At 49.1% G+C, this 17,921-nt stretch carries 15 protein-coding genes; all 15 read left to right on the top strand.

Annotated elements, in window-relative coordinates; genetic code table 11:
• Positions 1–798 precede the first annotated feature (798 nt).
• A complete protein-coding gene (locus HJV72_RS11495; RefSeq protein ID WP_208071134.1) occupies positions 799–1,881 on the top strand; it encodes an MGDG synthase family glycosyltransferase in 1,083 nt (360 codons plus the stop codon).
• The gene (locus HJV72_RS11500) at positions 1,830–2,564 is read left to right on the top strand and encodes a polysaccharide deacetylase family protein (RefSeq protein WP_330618964.1); all 735 of its coding nucleotides are present in this window, start codon (positions 1,830–1,832) and stop codon (positions 2,562–2,564) included. The genes HJV72_RS11495 and HJV72_RS11500 overlap by 52 nt, the downstream gene beginning before the upstream one ends.
• 4 nt (positions 2,565–2,568) lie before the next feature.
• On the top strand, positions 2,569–3,591 hold the full coding sequence (locus tag HJV72_RS11505) for a lysylphosphatidylglycerol synthase transmembrane domain-containing protein (RefSeq protein WP_227186023.1): 1,023 nt from the start codon (positions 2,569–2,571) through the stop codon (positions 3,589–3,591).
• A gap of 398 nt (positions 3,592–3,989) precedes the next feature.
• Positions 3,990–5,114 (top strand): DUF362 domain-containing protein, encoded by a 1,125-nt coding sequence (locus tag HJV72_RS11510; RefSeq protein ID WP_208071138.1) that lies wholly within the window; start codon positions 3,990–3,992, stop codon positions 5,112–5,114.
• 109 nt (positions 5,115–5,223) lie between these two features.
• On the top strand, positions 5,224–6,636 hold the full coding sequence (locus tag HJV72_RS11515) for an amidophosphoribosyltransferase (protein ID WP_066573539.1): 1,413 nt from the start codon (positions 5,224–5,226) through the stop codon (positions 6,634–6,636).
• Positions 6,637–6,966: 330 nt separating this feature from the next.
• Complete coding sequence (locus HJV72_RS11520; protein WP_082912728.1) at positions 6,967–7,308, top strand: sporulation initiation factor Spo0A C-terminal domain-containing protein; 342 nt, start codon at positions 6,967–6,969, stop codon at positions 7,306–7,308.
• A 150-nt stretch (positions 7,309–7,458) separates the two neighbouring features.
• The gene (locus HJV72_RS11525; RefSeq protein ID WP_208071140.1) at positions 7,459–8,421 is read left to right on the top strand and encodes an ABC transporter ATP-binding protein; all 963 of its coding nucleotides are present in this window, start codon (positions 7,459–7,461) and stop codon (positions 8,419–8,421) included.
• Positions 8,405–9,271: an ABC transporter permease subunit gene (locus tag HJV72_RS11530; protein WP_208071142.1), complete on the top strand. Its 867-nt coding sequence runs from the start codon at positions 8,405–8,407 to the stop codon at positions 9,269–9,271. Before HJV72_RS11525 ends, HJV72_RS11530 begins: the two co-directional genes overlap by 17 nt.
• 9 nt (positions 9,272–9,280) lie before the next feature.
• Positions 9,281–10,675: a GldG family protein gene (locus tag HJV72_RS11535; RefSeq protein ID WP_208071144.1), complete on the top strand. Its 1,395-nt coding sequence runs from the start codon at positions 9,281–9,283 to the stop codon at positions 10,673–10,675.
• 13 nt (positions 10,676–10,688) lie between these two features.
• Positions 10,689–11,597, top strand: a complete 909-nt coding sequence (locus tag HJV72_RS11540) for a DUF4340 domain-containing protein (RefSeq protein WP_208071147.1) — start codon at positions 10,689–10,691, stop codon at positions 11,595–11,597.
• 94 nt (positions 11,598–11,691) lie between these two features.
• Positions 11,692–13,254: a ClC family H(+)/Cl(-) exchange transporter gene (locus HJV72_RS11545; RefSeq protein ID WP_208071149.1), complete on the top strand. Its 1,563-nt coding sequence runs from the start codon at positions 11,692–11,694 to the stop codon at positions 13,252–13,254.
• Between the two features lie 377 nt (positions 13,255–13,631).
• Positions 13,632–14,963 carry an aspartate--tRNA(Asn) ligase gene (gene aspS / locus HJV72_RS11550; protein ID WP_208071151.1) on the top strand — a complete coding sequence of 444 codons (1,332 nt, stop codon included), beginning with the start codon at positions 13,632–13,634 and terminating at the stop codon, positions 14,961–14,963.
• Between the two features lie 30 nt (positions 14,964–14,993).
• Entirely contained in the window at positions 14,994–16,100 is a 1,107-nt protein-coding gene (locus HJV72_RS11555; protein WP_208071153.1) for a hypothetical protein, read from the top strand.
• 11 nt (positions 16,101–16,111) lie between these two features.
• Positions 16,112–16,405, top strand: coding sequence for an Asp-tRNA(Asn)/Glu-tRNA(Gln) amidotransferase subunit GatC (gene gatC, locus HJV72_RS11560; RefSeq protein ID WP_208071155.1), 294 nt, complete (start codon positions 16,112–16,114; stop codon positions 16,403–16,405).
• Between the two features lie 15 nt (positions 16,406–16,420).
• A complete protein-coding gene (gatA, locus tag HJV72_RS11565) occupies positions 16,421–17,920 on the top strand; it encodes an Asp-tRNA(Asn)/Glu-tRNA(Gln) amidotransferase subunit GatA (protein ID WP_208071253.1) in 1,500 nt (499 codons plus the stop codon).
• The last annotated feature ends 1 nt before the right edge of the window (position 17,921 follow it).

Here is a 17,921-nt window from a genome sequence, read left to right on the forward strand (position 1 = left end):
TGGATTTCTGAGGAAAGCCAGCTTTTTTGCCGTATCGGAAATCCCCCGGATTAAAAGAATATTTGCTGAAAGAAAAGCCCCCACCCCTCAAGATTGACAATGTCATTAAGATAACTAGATAGAAGTATTTCACATGTCTCAGCCTTCATAACAACCAATTGTGTTAGATTCATTATCTTTGATGTTTTGGACATTACAAACAGACAGATGTTCCCATCTGCCAAAATAAAGTGTATAGTATAGCTGGGGTTATACTCTGTATAGAAAACGGACTGCTTTCTTGTAATCGACTTTGCGAGGGTCGTGACGTCCAGGACGAACAGGCATGATTTCTTTACTTATTAAGGCCTCAACATCTGGCGGAGATTTCTCCGCCATTTTACTTATACAATATCTGCATATATGTATCCCAAATGTATATCTTATTTGATACGTATGCTTCTTTGCGCACTTTTCAATCGTTACGTGAGCTGTGATAACCTCACAGAAATTATATAAGAGAAGACGTGCCCATATTTCTTGGGGGATGTATTCCCCTTTCTTAGAATGAAAACTTGTTAGGCCGACAGCATATTATCTTTATTCCGAAAACGCCTGTATATTTCTGGATGATTGAGAACTTCATTTGTCCTATCCTGCACATAAGAAGTTTGCTATAGTTTATCACCCGGTTCCCAGTCCGCAGCCCCTATACTTAAGGAAAACTACATCCATTCTTTTCTTTATATTTAGAAATCTATTTAGGAGTTCTTTAGATTTGCAGATTAAGATATAGGAAATCGGAAGGGGGATGGAGAAATGAACGTATTGATATTAAGCAGTCAGTTTGGAATGGGTCATCAGATGGCGGCGAAGGCAATCGGTGAAGAGATTAAGAAGCAGGATAAGGATGCGAACGTTACGGAGCTGGATCTGCTAACGCATTTTTATCCTCGGGCAAGCCGCTATATATTTAAATTATTCCAAATGCTCGTTGAGCACTGTTATGGGATATATAACATGGTATACAAATTTTCAGGAAAGTTGAAGGTTGACATCAAGCCGACAGGGATCACAGCCTACAAAAGGCTGCAGAGGCTGATGGATGCGCATGAACCGGACATGATTGTATGTACGCTTCCGCTTTGTGCCAAGTCGATTGCTTCTTATATCGAGAAGACGGGATGCCACATTCCGCTTGTCACCTGTATCACCGACATCAGCATACATCCGGAGTGGATTACTGCACAGACAGACGCCTATCTTGTGCCGACGCAGGAGGTGAAGGATAATCTCGTACAGAGAGGTACAGGACCTGACAATGTATTTGTGACAGGAATACCAGTTAGACAGCAGTTTCTAAAAGCGACAGAAAACAAGAGCGATAAGGTGAAGAGGGTGCTTATTATGGGAGGCGGACTCGGTATCATACCGAATCTGGGTGAGCTTATCGATATGCTGCATCGCGCCCCGGGCGTATCAGCAACAATCATAACAGGAAAGAACCATAAGGCATATGAAGAGTGGCACGGAAGATACGAAGACATAGAGGTGCTCGGATATACGGAACATATCAGCACCTATGTAAAAGCGGCAGACCTGGTTATCACGAAAGCTGGAGGGATTACGTTATTTGAGCTTATCCACTGTGAAGTACCGCTATTTGTCATCCACCCGTTTCTGGAGCAGGAAGTGAACAATGCAAAATACGCAGAGGAGCATGGAATTGCCAGGGTCATCTGGGATAAGTCTGCAGATTTTACAAATGTATTGAAAGAGTTCCTCTCTGACAGCCGGCAGTGGCAGCAGATGAAAGGCAATATGCACATGGTAAAGCAGGAGATTATGAAGTGCAGCGTGGAAGAAGCGATGCAGACTGTAAAAGAAAGGATGATAGCGTGATGTGGATACTGGCGGCAGCAGCCCTGCTCATCGTTTTCTGTTACAGCGTAGTTCCATCGTTTGCACTTAGATATCTGCAGACGGCAAAGAGGAAAAAGGCAGGGAGAGAGAAGGTCCTTTATCTGACTTTTGATGACGGGCCGGGCGGCAAAGACACAGAAGACCTTCTGGACCTTCTGAAGGAATATGACATCAAGGCATCTTTCTTTACCGTTGCCGGGTTCGCAAAGCAATATCCGGAACTTATCGTGCGGATGAGGGAAGAAAGACATCTCATAGGGTTACATTCGGTGCACCATAATAATGCTTTGTTCCGGGGAAATAAGTTTACGTACTCGGATCTGGTGGAATCTATGTTCATAATGAAAAAGCTCGGCTGTGATGCGGCCTATTACCGTCCGCCGTGGGGACACCTCAACCTGTTCACGCTAGGCTGGTTAAGAAGGCTGAACCTTCACCTTCTTTTCTGGGATGTCATGGCCCAGGACTGGTCGGATAAGGAGACGCCGGACACGATCTGCTCAAAGCTTATGCACAGAGTATTTCCAGGGGCAGTCATCTGCCTGCATGACGGAAGAGGGACCGCAGGAGCACCTGCAAGGACAGTCGAAGCACTGCGGATGGCAATTCCGATGCTTCTGGAAAAGGGATATCGATTTAAGAGGGTGGACGAGGATGAATAATACGATGACAATTCAAAAAACAGGAAAGCAGATGCTAGTATTTCTATTGTTTCTCTTGCTTCTTTTCTTCTGCCTGATGAGAGGGAAGGATGTCGGTCAGATAGTAGAGATAGCCGCGTCAGCTTCATTTCCATCTATTGCACTGGGCCTTTTGATGGCCGGAACCTTCCACGTTGCCGAGGGACTGAATCTTAAGATTCTGCTTCGAACGATGGGGCACCCTGTGTCCTTTGCCCAGGGTATGAAGTACGCTTATACCGGCTTCTTTTTCAGTTCGATCACACCATCCTCCACGGGAGGGCAGCCAATGCAGCTGTATATGATGAAGAAGGATAACATAGAGCTGTCCCACGGTTCACTTGCGCTGCTTATGGAACTTGCAGGGTTCCAGGCGGTAGTGTTTGTATTTGAAATACTGGCGGCCATACTGATTCCCGTCATGGGAATCGAGATGCCGTTATCGGTAAAGGTTCTCGCCGCCGCAGGATTTCTCATGAATGCCGTCTTCGTGCTGTTCCTGCTCACGGTCATATTCTCTGAGAAGATGGGGAAGAAGCTGTCAGGGCTGGCTGAGCGGCTCATACCGAAGCTTCCGTTCGTAAAGGAAGAGAAGAAGCAGGAATGGATTGTGAAGACAGAAGCAGGGTTTGAGGAGTTTCACGCGTGCGCCCACATGATGAAACGACATAAAAAAGACATAGTAAAGATGCTTCTTATCAGCACGATTCAGATTGTGTGCTGGTTTGGCGTTCCATATATGGTATATCTGGCGCTTGGATACCATGGTGTTACGTTCCTTCACCTCTTCGTCCTGCAGGTACTCGTCTATATGACGGGGGCATTGCTGCCGCTACCGGGAGCGATGGGGATAAGCGAGTTCGCCTTCATCCAGCTCTTCGGCAGCATATACAGCGGAAGCTCGATGACGGCAGCCGTACTGCTGAGTCGCGGGATCAGTTTCTACTTCCTGCTTGCATGGAGCGGACTGATGCTCATACTGATCTGTGCAGTGAAGAAGAGAAGATAATATTTTATATTATAGAGCGGAACCTTCCTGTTTTCTTAAGAATATTTATAAACATTTCCACCTTTCGACACATTCGATTCACAATCATCTAGTATAATAAATATATCAATCAAAGAAGACGGCGGTTGTACTTATGAAGCAGTATGGCTGCCGGACTTCGCCTAACACTATTATGAAATTCATATTATCTTGTGATATTTAAACGGGGAAAGACTCATACGTAGATGAGCTTTCCCCGTTGCTTTCAAGTGGTTTAATTCTCCCCCTTTGTATAGTGATAATATTATATCATAGGAGCCAGGGGAAATCAGCGCTTCTTTACATCTAATTCAGATTCATGTAAAATGGAAATATCAGACAGGAACGACAGTCCAGATAGGATGTAGAAGGAGGAAAACATGGATAAATCAAAAGTATTTTATACGGACTTTAAAGCCACGGCTAATGAAAATCTGCTACAGAAGCTGAGGCGCCTCTGTATAACCGCAGGAATGAAAGAGATTGATTTTGAAGATAAGTACGCGGCAATCAAGATACACTTCGGAGAATATGGCAATCTAGCATTCCTGCGCCCGAACTATGCGAAAGTGGTGGCAGATATTGTAAAGGAACAAGGGGGCAAGCCATTCCTGACCGACTGCAATACGCTCTATGTCGGCAGCAGAAAGAATGCCCTGGACCACATCGATACGGCATATGCCAACGGATTCTCACCATTTTCCACCGGCTGCCATGTCCTGATTGCAGACGGGCTGAAAGGAACCGACGAGGCACTCGTGCCGATAGACGGTGAATATGTCAAAGAGGCGAAGATTGGGCAGGCAGTCATGGATGCGGATATCTTTATCACGCTCACCCATTTCAAGGGGCATGAGAGCACCGGGTTCGGGGGAGCGCTGAAGAATATCGGTATGGGCTGCGGTTCACGTGCGGGGAAGATGGAGATGCACAATCAGGGAAAGCCGGCCGTGGATCAGGAATACTGTATCGGCTGCGGAGCCTGTCAGAGGATATGCGCCCACGATGCGCCGGTTATTACGGATGGCAAGGCATACATAGACAGGGACAAGTGTGTCGGATGCGGACGCTGCATCGGAGCCTGTCCAAAGGATGCCGTACATCCTACCGAGAGCAATTCCAATGATGTTCTGAACTGCAAGATAGCAGAGTACAGCAAGGCAGTCTGTCAGGGCAGGCCATGCTTCCACATATCGCTTATCTGCGATGTGTCGCCAAACTGTGACTGCCATTCGGAGAATGATGTGCCTATCATCCCTAATGTGGGGATGCTGGCTTCCTATGATCCGGTGGCCCTTGATGTGGCCTGCGCAGACTTGTGCAACAGTCAGCCTGTGCTCCAGAACGGCAGCGTGCTCCATGAGAACTGTAAAGACTGCCAGGATGGGACAGGACATCATGACCATTTCCATATGACGCACCCGGATACGAACTGGAAGACAGGCGTGGCACATGCCGTGAAGATAGGGCTCGGGCGGGAAGAATACGAGTTGATTGAGATATAAGCTTTCACGGATGTAAGAAAGGCGGTTGCTATTTTTTTAGTGTTCATGCTACACTATAGAAGGTTGAGCAGGATTACTAATTTCGTTAACAGAAAAGGAGAATTATATAATGGGTGGTTTTTTTGGCGTGGCATCCAAGACTGATTGTACATTGGAGCTTTTTTATGGTGTAGATTATCATTCCCATCTCGGTACGAGAAGAGGTGGGATGGCAACTTATGGGGAAAACGGATTCAACCGTGCCATACATAACATAGAGAATTCACCGTTCCGTACAAAGTTCGAACGGGATGTGGATGAGATGGAAGGCAACCTTGGAATCGGCTGTATCTCTGATTTTGAACCGCAGCCTCTCCTGATACAGTCTCATCTGGGCAGCTTTGCGATTACAACGGTAGGTAAGATCAACAATCTGGACAGGCTTCTTAAGCTCGTGTACGAAGACGGGCATACGCATTTCCAGGAGATGAGCGGCGGAAAAGTCAATGCAACAGAGCTGATTGCATCGCTGATCTGCAAGAAATCATCCATCGTGGAAGGTATCCGTTATGTGCAGGAGATTATAGATGGTTCCATGACGCTGCTTCTGATGACAAAGGACGGTCTGTATGCCGCCAGGGACCGGTTTGGAAGAACGCCTCTTGTGATCGGACATAAGGAGGACGCATTCTGCGTATCTTTTGAAAGCTTCGCATACATCAATCTGGGCTATACAGATTTCAAAGAACTGGGACCGGCAGAAATCGTATTTATCACGCCCGAGGGGGTGGAGACGGTAGGGGAGCCCCAGGAGGAGATGAAAATCTGTTCGTTCCTCTGGGTATACTACGGATATCCGACTTCCGCCTACGAAGGGGTCAATGTCGAGGAAATGCGTTACAAATGCGGCAGCATGCTTGCAAAGCGTGACGGTGGGGAGGTCCATCCGGATGTGGTAGCTGGCGTGCCGGATTCAGGCATCGCGCACGCAATCGGTTATGCCAATGAATCAGGGATACCGTACGCCAGACCATTCATCAAATATACACCTACGTGGCCGAGGTCTTTCATGCCGCAGAATCAGAGCCAGCGTGATCTGATCGCGCGGATGAAACTCATACCGGTTCAGGCTCTGATTGAGAATAAGAAGCTGCTCCTTATAGATGATTCCATCGTGAGAGGAACACAGCTTCGCGAGACGACAGAGTTCCTGTATCACAGCGGAGCGAAGGAAGTGCACGTACGCCCTGCATGTCCGCCGCTGCTATACGGCTGTAAATTTCTGAACTTCTCACGTTCAAAGACAGAGATGGAGCTGATTACAAGAAGAGTCATCAAGGAGAGGGAAGGAGACGATTGTCCGCAGGAAGTGCTGGATGAATATGCCAATCCATGCAGCTGCAAATATGCAGAGATGGTAGAAGCAATCCGCAGGCAGCAGAACTTTACCACGCTGCGTTACCACAGGCTCGACGACCTGACGGCATCCATTGGTATAGAGCCATGCAAGCTCTGTACTTACTGCTTTGATGGAAAAGAGTAGCTCGGAACAGAGCATTGCGGCTGTTCAGAGCCATCAATTATCTATTGGCAGACAGACAGTTGAAAAAAGAATACCTTTTCTATAAGATAAATGTGATGTCAAATATTGAGGGACGTTTCCTTGAAAGAAGGTAGAATCATAGAATGGCACAGACAGGAAAATAATCTGATTTTCCTGTCTTTTTTTGGGGCTTTTGAATATAGGGACATAAATACAATATGACTTATTCTGAGGCGGAATATTACAATTTGTGACAAATTTTGTCGTGTCAAATTTCTTGATGGGTATATTTACCAGTGATAATATTAGGAAGTAAAGGTGGTGTAGCAAATGGTGCAGTTGCAGGAAAAAATCAAGTATATTTTATATCAGTTGGGGGTGAACAGTACATATTTAGGATATTATTATCTGACGCTGGCTATCGCGATAGCAATCGAGGAAGAGGAGAATCTTTTATACATATCTAAGAACATCTATCCCAGAATAGCGGAACAATATCATACGTCTATTTCCTGTGTGGAACGTAATATTCGGACAGCTGCTGATGTAATGTTCAGGCACGGGAGCCCACAGCTCCTGGCGGAGATATTCATCGACAACAAGAACAGGCCGAAGAACTCCAGGCTCATATCATGTCTTGCATTGTATGTGAAGAAACAGTTATCTGAGTAAGAACAGCGATACCGGTATGTCGGTGGAGCGCGGCATGCGCTCCCGGAGCATGCCGGTACTTTTTTTTCACAGAAAAATCATATATTTACCACATGGATTTCAAGAAGATATCTTATGATAGAGAAAATTTTGTTGCCGGGAGGGAAGACTTTGATAGAAGTTAAAAATCTTGTGAAAAGATATGGAAGGCATCTGGCGGTTGACGGCCTGAGCTTCCAGGTGGAGAAGGGGCAGATATACGGGTTCCTCGGTCCGAACGGGGCCGGGAAATCGACCACTATGAATATCATGACAGGTTACATAGGTGCCACGGAAGGTGAGGTGCTGATTGATGGTCATGACATCCTCAAAGAGCCAGAGGAGGCGAAGAAGCATATCGGCTATCTGCCGGAACAGCCTCCGCTTTATATGGAGATGACGGTCCGGGAATATCTCTGCTTTGCAGGGGAACTAAAGAAGATACCGAAGGATAAGCTGGAGGAGCAGATTGCGGAAGCGATGGAGCTGACAAAGCTCAAAGAATCAGAGAACAGGCTTATCCACAACTTATCCAAGGGCTACAGGCAGAGGGTGGGGCTTGCCCAGGCAATACTTGGCTTTCCGGAGATTATCATACTGGATGAACCGACGGTGGGACTCGACCCGAAGCAGATCATCGAGATACGGCAGCTGATCCGGAGCCTCGCCAAGAGGCATACGGTAATCCTGAGTTCACATATCCTGGCCGAAATCCGTGAGGTGTGCGATTATATCATGATCATATCCAGAGGGCGGCTTGTGGCGAGCGATACGCCGGATAATCTGGAAAATCTGATGAATAAGACCGCTTACACCCAGATTCAGGCACGGGAACCGGAAGACCGGATACGGAAGATTCTCGGAAGCCTGGAATGTATCGAGGCTGCAGAATACAGCGCAGAAGACGAAGGTGTCACCACCGTGCGGATCCAGGGCAGGAATAAGGAAGATATCAGGGAAAAGCTGTTTCTTGCATTTGCGGAACAAAAGGTTCCTCTTCAGGAACTCAGGCTTGTCAAATCCACGCTTGAAGAAGTGTTCCTTGAACTGACACAGGAAGGGAAGGAGGCCGAGACGGATGAGAGCAATATATAGAAGAGAGCTTAAGTCTTATTTCCACACGATGGTGGGATATGTGTTCATTGCATTTTTGGTAGCGTTTACGGGAGTCTATTTCATGGCATTCAACCTGAATTACGGATATCCGTATTTCTCCTATGTGCTGTCCAGCATTCATTTCGTATTCATGATCGCGGTCCCGATTCTGACCATGAGAAGCTTTGCGGAAGACAGGAAGAATAAGACGGACCAGATGCTGCTCACTGCTCCGGTCAGCCTGTGGAAGGTCGTGCTTGGTAAATATCTGGCCATGGTATCCATCTTTGCGGTACCATGTGTGATATATCTTATATTCCCTCTGATTATCATGACACAAGGAACTGCATATCTTGTGGTGGACTATCTGTCCATCCTTGCATTCTTCCTCATAGGCTGCGTATACATCGCGGTCGGGATGTTCCTTTCGTCACTGACGGAAAGTCCGATTATCGCGGCCATATCTACCTTCGGCGTACTGCTGCTTTCCTATCTGTGGAGCGGCATCGCAGATTTCCTGCCGGGCAGCGCGGCGGGCAATGCGGCCGGCATCATTATCCTGGCTGCCGTCCTTGTGCTCGGCATCTATCAGATGACGAAGAACTGGCTGATTGCAGCGACGCTTGAGACAGCCGTGGTCATCATCTGCGTCATCATCGGGATTACGAAGGCCTCTCTCCTTGAAGGAGCCCTCTCCAATCTGCTCGGCAGGTTTTCATTGGCAGATGTGCTGACGGGTATCGCATCGAACAGCCTGCTGGATGTGGGCAGCTTGATATTTGATGTGTCCCTGGCAGGCCTATTTATATTTTTGACTATGCAGATGATACAGAAAAGACGCTGGAGTTAGGAGGAACATATGCAAGACAGAATAAAGAGATTATTTCACAGCGCAGCATCCCGTAACGGAAGCTACAGCGTCGGAGCCATCGTGCTTGTAATCGCCATAGTGATTGTAGTGAACCTTATTGCCGGACAGCTGCCGGAGAAAGTGAAACGTATTGATATCAGCGACAACAGGATATATGAAATATCAGACAAAAGTAAGAAAATATTGAAGAAGCTCGACACGGACATCACATTTAAGATATTTGCGGAGAAAGAGAAAACAGATGACAGGATCAAGACATTCATCAATAAATATGCATCCCTCTCGGATAAGATTGCTGTAGAATGGATAGACCCCGTACTCCACCCGTCCGAACTCTCCGCCAACAATGTGGAATCAGACACGGTCCTCATATCGTGCAAAGATACACAGAAGAGCACGACGGTGGCATTCGGTGATATCATCGTGTCAGATGAGTCTTCCTACTATATGACTGGAAGCGCTTCCGAAACCCGGTTCGATGGAGAAGGGCAGTTCACGTCTGCAGTCAATTATGTGACGGACGATGCTGCCAGGAAGGTCTATTATACGACAGGACACGGGGAAGATACCTTTTCTTCTTCTGTCTCAGACCTGCTTGCCAAGAACAATATGGAGGAAGAAGAGCTGAATCTCATCATGACAGGAAAGATACCCGAAGACTGCAGCCTGCTCATACTGAACAGCCCTGTATCCGACATAACAGAAGAAGAAAGAGATACGATAACGTCCTACCTTGCCTCTGGCGGCAAAGTCTTCCTGCTGCTCGGCGACTCACAGGAAGATACCCCGAATCTGGACGGACTTATGAAGGACTATGGCATGGAACAGGAAGAGGGTTACATTGCAGATATGCAGCGCAGCTATCAGGGGAACTATTATTATATATTCCCGGAGCTGGATGCTTCCTCTGGCTTGACAGAGGGGATGTCATCCGACATGGTGATGCTTATCAATGCACATGGCATGAATATGGCAGACCCCTCCCGGGATACGATAACCACGACCCCCTTCATGACGACGTCCTCAGATGGATATGCTGTGACGGAGGAGGATCAGAAGCAGGGCACGTATACGCTCGGTGCGGTAGCCACGGAGACGGTTGGTGATGGAGAGGCCCGGTTCACCGTGATATCGGCAGGCACGCTTATAGATTCCCAGGTGACAGACGCCTTCTCAACCCTGGAAAATCTGACGCTGTTCTCCAATGCGGTGGCCGCCAACTACGAAGATATGGAAAATGTGGCAATAGAGCCAAAGAGCCTGGAAGTGACGTACAACACGATGCAGCACGCGGGCGTGATAAGCATTGCCGTCATATTCGGCATCCCGCTCGTGATACTCATATACGGCTTCCTGCGCTGGCTGAAAAGACGGAAAGCTTAGGGAGGCAAAAGAGATGAAGCAGAAAAAGACTATATTTGTACTGGCCGGTATACTTGCAGTGCTGTCTATCCTGTATGCAGGACTTCAACTATACAACAAGAGCCTGGAAAAGAAAGAAGCAGAAGAGGCCGAGAAAGATAAGGTATACATCACCAACGAAGAGGATATAGCAGAGATTTCCTATACAGGGACAGAAGAAGATGGGACGATGTCATTTGTCAGGGAGGACGGAGAATGGTACTATGCTCCGGACAGAGAGATACCATTGAACCAGAGCACAGTACAGAATATGGGGGATACGCTTGCGGCGTGCCAGGCCGTACGGGAGCTTGAAGAGCCGGATGACTGGTCTGATTATGGCCTGGAGAATCCGCAGTACACGATTATACTCAGGAGTAAAGAAGGAGCGGAAACGACGCTCTATATCGGACAGACAGCAGGAGAAGATTATTATGCCGCCGTCAAAGGGAGCGGTAAGGTATATACGGTCGACAGCACGGTCATATCCTCGCTTTCCTTTGATCTGGCACAGTATGTGCAGACAGATACGGTGCCGTCAATCAGCAGCGGGAATCTGAAAAAGGTGGAAGTGACAGAGGGAGGACATACCACCACTTATGATGCAAAAGAGGATATGGCGGAGATGGCAGGAGGATTTGGAGCCCTGTCTCTTACGACATGCGAAGATTACCACGCAGAGGGAGGGGAGCTTAAGAATTATGGCCTCGATGAAGAGACCCGTATCACTGTGACAGCAGTCTATGAGGATTCCGCTTCAGGAAAAGAGGAGAAGTATACGATTTATATCGGCGCTACAGATGATACAGGAGCCAGCAGGTACGTAGGGACAGACGGATCAAGGATCGTATATCTCGTATCCGCTGATACGGTGGATAATACGTATACGCCGGCCGGACAGTAAAATAGTGCTGCTGCCCTGAAAAAAGTAATGAGCCTCGGGATAACTTGGTGTATAATAGGGGAAGATGTAAAACACCATTTTCGGAGGAAGCATTATGAAAAAAGATACGACATCCATGATAAAACGTGCGGAGCGTTTTCAGATCATCCTTATCGGAGAGGGTATACTTGTCGGGGGAATCGCAGGTCTCGTCGTCCTCCTGTACCGGATGTGCCTGGAAGGCGCAGGCAAGGGCCTGAATATCATACTTGCGTACGCCCGCCAGTCTCCGCTACGTATGGCCGGCTGGTTTCTCTTGCTCATGCTGATGGCGGTCCTTGTTGCAAAGCTGCTGACATATGAACCCATGATATCGGGGAGCGGCATCCCGCAGCTGGAAGGGGAGATGGTGGGCAAGTTGGAACAGACATGGTGGAAGGTACTGCCTGCAAAATTTGCAGGCGGTTTCTTATGTATGCTCGGAGGGCTGGCGCTTGGGCGGGAAGGCCCGTCCATCCAGATCGGTGCCATGGCGGGAAAAGGCGTATCGAAGGGGCTGGACCGTGGCAAGACGGAAGAAAAGTTCCTGCTGACATGCGGTGCCAGTGCGGGGCTGGCAGCAGCGTTCCATGCACCTCTGGCAGGTGTCATGTTTTCGCTGGAGGAGGTGCACAAGAATTTCTCCGTATCTGTCCTCCTGTCGGTCATGACGGCCTCTCTTACTGCGGATTTTCTGAGCTCCGGCGTGCTGGGAGTCGATTCGGTATTCGAGTTTGACATCGTACACGCGCTGCCTCAGGAATATTACGGCCTCATACTGCTGCTCGGTGTCGTCCTAGGCGCCATGGGAGCTTTCTACAACTGGTTTACGCTGAAGGTACAGGCGCTCTATGGCAAAGCGAAGCACCTTAGTACGGCGGGAAAAGTGATGGTTCCGTTCCTCTGTGCGGGGATACTGGGCTTTACCGCTCCGGAGCTGTTGGGGAGCGGCCATTCTCTCATCGAATACCTGACGCATGAAGATGTCATGCTCGGGACGGTCCTTCTTATTCTGGCCGGGAGGTTCATCTTCTCAGCAGTCAGCTTTGGTTCAGGGGCTCCGGGAGGAATCTTTTTTCCGCTGCTTGTACTGGGCGGCTATATCGGGGGTGCATTTGCAACGGCAGGCGTACAGTTCTTTGGCCTCGAACCGCTGTATATCAATAATTTCGTGCTGCTTGCCATGGCCGGTTACTTTTCCGCCATCGTGCGTGCTCCTCTGACAGGAATCATATTGATTTTTGAGATGACAGGATCCCTGAGCCAGATGATGTCGCTTTCCATGGTTTCTATCGTGGCATATATTACAGCCACCCTGATGCGTTCCAAACCAATCTATGAAAGCCTCCTTGAGAACCTGCTCAGGAAACAGGGCCGGAAGGTGACCGAAGACCACGGCCAGAAGATACTTGTCAACTATGTGGTCAGACAGGGGTCCAGGCTGGAAGACGCCCTGATCAGCGAGATCAGGTGGCCGGAGAACTGCCTGCTTGTCTCCATACAGAGAGGGACGCAGGAGATAATCCCCAAGGGCAGGACGATGCTTCTTGCAGGTGATACCATTGTAACGATGACCGATGAGAGGGACAGGGCCGTCGTCCATGACAAGATGGAACAGCTGTGCAGCGATATGTTTTAATTAAAAAACAATTCATTATTTCTTGCATAACGGTAATACTTATGGTAATATAATTAACAATTTAGTACAGAAAAGCGATGAAAGAGACTCTGTCCTTTGGAACTCGACAGAAATGCGGCGTCACCGGCTGAGAGCGCTGCTTGGGGAATGAGGACAATAGGGAACACTCTGGAGCAGACCGCCTGAACGTAAGTAGGACGGTACGTAGGCATGCGTTATGTGCAGTTGAGTGGAATCCTGCCGTGTGACAAAGGCGTCGGACGGAGAAGGGCTCAATGCGGGTGGTACCGCGGATATATCATATCCGCCCCGGAATATATTGTATATTCCGGGGCGTTTTTTTCGTCCCGCAGACAGACAAAAAGGAGGTAGTGCATATGGAATTTGTAACAGGTATTGAACAAAAAGATACGCTGGAACTGAGCAGTCTTCTTAAGACCTGCCCGGGGGAGAATGTAAAAGCGAATGGTGCGGTACACACGATCAGGAAGATGGGTACGATTGCGTTCGTCATACTCAGGAAACGGGAAGGGCTTCTTCAAGGCGTATATGAGGAGGGATCGGCACAATTTGACTTGAAGGACTTGAAGGAAGCAGATACAATTGAGATAGAAGGGACGCTGGAGAGAAATGACAAAGCGCCCGGCGGCATAGAGATCCGTATGAAAAGGCTCAAGGTGCTGAGCCGGTCCGCGCAGGAGATGATGCCCCTTGCCATATCAAAATGGAAGCTCGGCACTTCCCTGGAAGCAAAGCTCAACTATCGTTCCATATCTTTGAGGAATATCCGGGAACGGGCCAAGTTCCGGCTGCAGGAAGGGCTTACGAGAGCATTCCGGGATTTCCTGTACAGCCAGGGGTTTACGGAAATCCATACGCCGAAGATTGGCGCCAAAAGCGCGGAAGGAGGAGCCAACCTTTTCCGCCTGGAGTATTTCCACAGGCCGGCTGTTCTCCAGCAGAGCCCGCAGCTCTATAAGCAGATGATGGTGGGCGTGTTCGACCGGGTATTCGAGACGGCTCCCGTGTTCCGTGCTGAGAAGCACAATACGAAGCGCCATCTCAACGAATATACGAGCCTTGACTTCGAGATGGGATATATCGACGGCTTTGAAGATATCATGGCGATGGAGACAGGATATCTCCAGTATGCGATGGCCCTGCTCGCAGAAGAATATGCAGAAGAGCTTAAGCTGCTGGACATTCATCTTCCGGATGTCATAAAGATTCCGGCGGTCCGTTTTGATGTAATCAAGGAAAAGGCGGCGGAAAGATACGGGCGCAGGATAAGGAACCCACATGACCTGGAGCCGGAAGAAGAACAGCTTATCGGCCGTTATGCGCGGGAAGAATGGGGCAGCAGATTTGTATTCGTCACCCATTATCCTTCCGGGAAGAGGCCCTTCTATGCCATGGATGACCCGGAGGATACAGCCTATACGCTGAGCTTCGACCTGCTGTTTGACGGCATGGAGATAACGACCGGCGGTCAGCGTATCCATGACTACAAGATGCTGACGGATAAGCTTGCTTCAAGGGGAATGACGGAAGACGGGCTTGAGCAGTATCTAGATGCGTTCAGGCATGGCATGCCGCCTCACGGAGGTATCGGGATTGGTCTTGAACGTTTTACGATGATGCTCACGGGAGATGACAATGTGAGGGAAACGACTCTGTTTCCTAGAGATTTGAGCAGGCTGGAACCATAGGGACTGCTCTGAGAGGTGAAGGAGGACCATATGTTTGGAAGGAAATGTACATTATGCGGGGGAAAGCTGGACGGCAGGGGAATATGTAAAGAATGTGGCCTGGACAGCAGCAAGTCGGAAAAGAGATATAAAATCAATCAGAGCAGCTGTGACGGGGAACCGTTGACACATGTCCACAGGGAAGACTATCATATCCCGAAGGAGGATGAACAGAAGCGGAAAAAAGAACAGCGTATGAGCGGCGGTCAGAGGATGGAAAATCGACAGCCGGAGTACAGGTATCACGATGATGCAGCACAGAGGAGAATGAGCAAAAGAGAGAGGGACAAAGATCAGAAGAAGTCTGTGGCGGGAAGAATTGTAGCAGTCATCACCATCGTGCTGACCGTAGCCGGCATCGTATTGTCTGTGATAGAAGATCATGGATCGGAAATCAGCAGCTGGGTGGATACGGAATTTGGGGATGGTGAGGGCGCTGCCGTGTCAGAAGAGTATCAATATAATCCCTATGAGTATGTGGAAACATCGATTCCAAAGACGGGGGAATCTGCAGAATATGTGCTTTCAAGCGGCCGATATATCGTTGGTATCCATTTGCAGGAAGGCAATTATGCCGCTGAGACGCAGGATGAATTTGACACCGTGCAGGTACATGACAGCGTGAATGGGGTCTATCTGTACGAGTACGAGAGCAAAGCGGACAATCATCTCGATGACCTGCGCTTATATGAAGGTGCGGTGGTCACCGTGATTTGTGAAGACACGGTGACGCTTAAGACAGACAACGGCCAGCCGGACATGCAGCCGGGAACACCTAATCCTATTACAGAGACTGTCGAGGTCGGGACCGGAGAAATAAAGAGGGCAGGAACGGATTTCGAACCGGGCATTTATGACATCATTGCCTCAGGCGAAGCCGGCATGGCAGATATCACTATCTATAACGGGGAAGGCGAAGAGATGGATACGCTTGGCATATATCTTGGCGAAGATGCTACGGAAGGCATGGGATTCAAATATATCGTGCTCCCGGAAGGGGCTGTAGTCGTCCGTACTGACGGAGGGGCACTGTCGCTTGTGCCGGCTGAGACGATAGCATCCGAAGATTATCTTGGATTTTACGAGAACTTATATTAAAGGAGGAGCATATGGCAGACAGGATATCCGATGATACGATTGAATATATAGGAATTCTCTCCAAGCTGGAACTCGATGGCTTGGAGAAGGAATCGGCAAAAGCAGATATGGAAAAGATGCTCGCATATATAGACAGGCTGAATGAGCTGGACACGGAAGGGATTGAACCGATGCCCCATGTATTTCCCATCTATAATGTGTTCCGGAGCGACGAAGTGGAGAACGGTGACGAAAGCGCACGTACGCTTGCCAATGCTCCTGTTCAGAAGAAAGGCAGCTTTGTAGTACCGAAAACGATTGGATAGGAGGCATGAATCATGATGGACATCATGGAAATGACAGCAGTTGAACTGGGAATGAAGATAAAGGCACGGGAACTGTCGGCAGTCGAGGCGGCCAAAGCAGCGCTTGCGAGGGCCGAAGAAAGGGAGCGGGAGATACACAGCTTTCTGTCCATAGACGGTGAAGGCGCCCTGAAGCGTGCAGGAGAAGTGCAGAAGCAGATAGAGGACGGCACGCTCACAGGGCCTCTGGCAGGGGTTCCGGCAGGTATCAAAGATAATATATGCACGTGTGGGATGAAGACGACATGCGCATCAAAGATACTGGAACACTATATACCGTCCTATACGGCGGAAGCGGTGCAGAAGCTGGAAGAAAGCGGGGCTGTCGTGATAGGGAAGACAAACATGGATGAGTTTGCCATGGGGAGCACGACAGAGACTTCGTACTTTGGAGTGACACGCAATCCGTGGAACCCGGACCACGTACCGGGCGGCTCCTCCGGCGGTTCCTGTGCGGCGGTGGCTGCAGGGGAATGCAGCTTTGCCCTCGGATCGGACACCGGCGGCTCTATCCGCCAGCCCAGTTCTTACTGCGGCGTGACAGGCATCAAGCCGACTTACGGAACCGTCTCGCGCTATGGCCTGATTGCTTATGGCTCATCGCTGGACCAGATTGGCCCGGTGGCCAGAGATGTGGCAGACTGTGCGGCAGTCCTGGATGTGATTGCCGGCCATGACAATAAGGACAGCACTTCCGTGGCAAGAGGCAGTTATGATTTTACCAGTGCCTTGATTGATGATGTCAAGGATATGAAGATAGGCATACCGAGAGATTACTTTGGCAGCGGCCTGGATCCAGAGGTGAAGGATGCGATACTGAGGGCGGCAAAGGTACTGGAAGAGAAGGGGGCGCATGTGGAGGAATTTGACCTGGGGCTCGTGGACTACGCGATTCCTGCTTATTATGTCATCGCATCCGCAGAAGCGAGTTCAAACCTCTCCCGTTTCGACGGCGTGAAGTACGGATACCGGGCAGAAGGCTTTGACGGCCTTCACGGCATGTACAAGAAGACACGTACGGAAGGATTCGGGGCGGAGGTAAAGCGCAGGATCATGCTCGGTTCTTTCGTCCTCAGTTCCGGATATTATGATGCATATTATCTCAAGGCTTTGAAGGTGAAGGCGTTGATCAAGCAGGCTTTCGACCGTGCATTCGAGCGGTATGATCTCATCCTTGGTCCGGTGGCACCTACTACTGCCCCGAAGCTTTCAAGCAGCCTGGACGATCCCATGAACATGTATCTTGGCGATATCTATACGATATCCGTGAACCTTGCAGGGCTTCCAGGCATGAGCGTGCCTGCCGGCTATGACAGCAGGGGGTTGCCGATAGGTATGCAGCTTATCGGGGGATGCTACAAAGAGAAAGACATCCTCCGTGCCGCATATGCGTTTGAATGTGCGACAGATAAAATGTATGTAAAGACTGCGCCGGCTGACAGGGGGACTGCAGATGAGGGAGAGGAGGGAAGATAGA

This window comes from Extibacter sp. GGCC_0201 (genome assembly GCF_017566055.1).
In the GTDB taxonomy this organism is placed as follows: domain Bacteria; phylum Bacillota; class Clostridia; order Lachnospirales; family Lachnospiraceae; genus Extibacter.

Excerpts from the sequence above, each read along its gene's own strand:
- HJV72_RS11540 (WP_208071147.1), top strand. The coding sequence starts at position 10,689 with ATGAAGCAGAAAAAGACTATATTTGTACTGGCCGGTATACTTGCAGTG.
- HJV72_RS11515 (WP_066573539.1), top strand. The coding sequence starts at position 5,224 with ATGGGTGGTTTTTTTGGCGTGGCATCCAAGACTGATTGTACATTGGAG.
- HJV72_RS11495 (WP_208071134.1), top strand. The coding sequence starts at position 799 with ATGAACGTATTGATATTAAGCAGTCAGTTTGGAATGGGTCATCAGATG.
- HJV72_RS11530 (WP_208071142.1), top strand. The coding sequence starts at position 8,405 with ATGAGAGCAATATATAGAAGAGAGCTTAAGTCTTATTTCCACACGATG.
- HJV72_RS11555 (WP_208071153.1), top strand. The coding sequence starts at position 14,994 with ATGTTTGGAAGGAAATGTACATTATGCGGGGGAAAGCTGGACGGCAGG.
- gatA (WP_208071253.1), top strand. The coding sequence starts at position 16,421 with ATGGACATCATGGAAATGACAGCAGTTGAACTGGGAATGAAGATAAAG.
- gatC (WP_208071155.1), top strand. The coding sequence starts at position 16,112 with ATGGCAGACAGGATATCCGATGATACGATTGAATATATAGGAATTCTC.
- HJV72_RS11505 (WP_227186023.1), top strand. The coding sequence starts at position 2,569 with ATGACAATTCAAAAAACAGGAAAGCAGATGCTAGTATTTCTATTGTTT.
- HJV72_RS11520 (WP_082912728.1), top strand. The coding sequence starts at position 6,967 with ATGGTGCAGTTGCAGGAAAAAATCAAGTATATTTTATATCAGTTGGGG.
- HJV72_RS11510 (WP_208071138.1), top strand. The coding sequence starts at position 3,990 with ATGGATAAATCAAAAGTATTTTATACGGACTTTAAAGCCACGGCTAAT.
- HJV72_RS11545 (WP_208071149.1), top strand. The coding sequence starts at position 11,692 with ATGAAAAAAGATACGACATCCATGATAAAACGTGCGGAGCGTTTTCAG.
- HJV72_RS11535 (WP_208071144.1), top strand. The coding sequence starts at position 9,281 with ATGCAAGACAGAATAAAGAGATTATTTCACAGCGCAGCATCCCGTAAC.
- aspS (WP_208071151.1), top strand. The coding sequence starts at position 13,632 with ATGGAATTTGTAACAGGTATTGAACAAAAAGATACGCTGGAACTGAGC.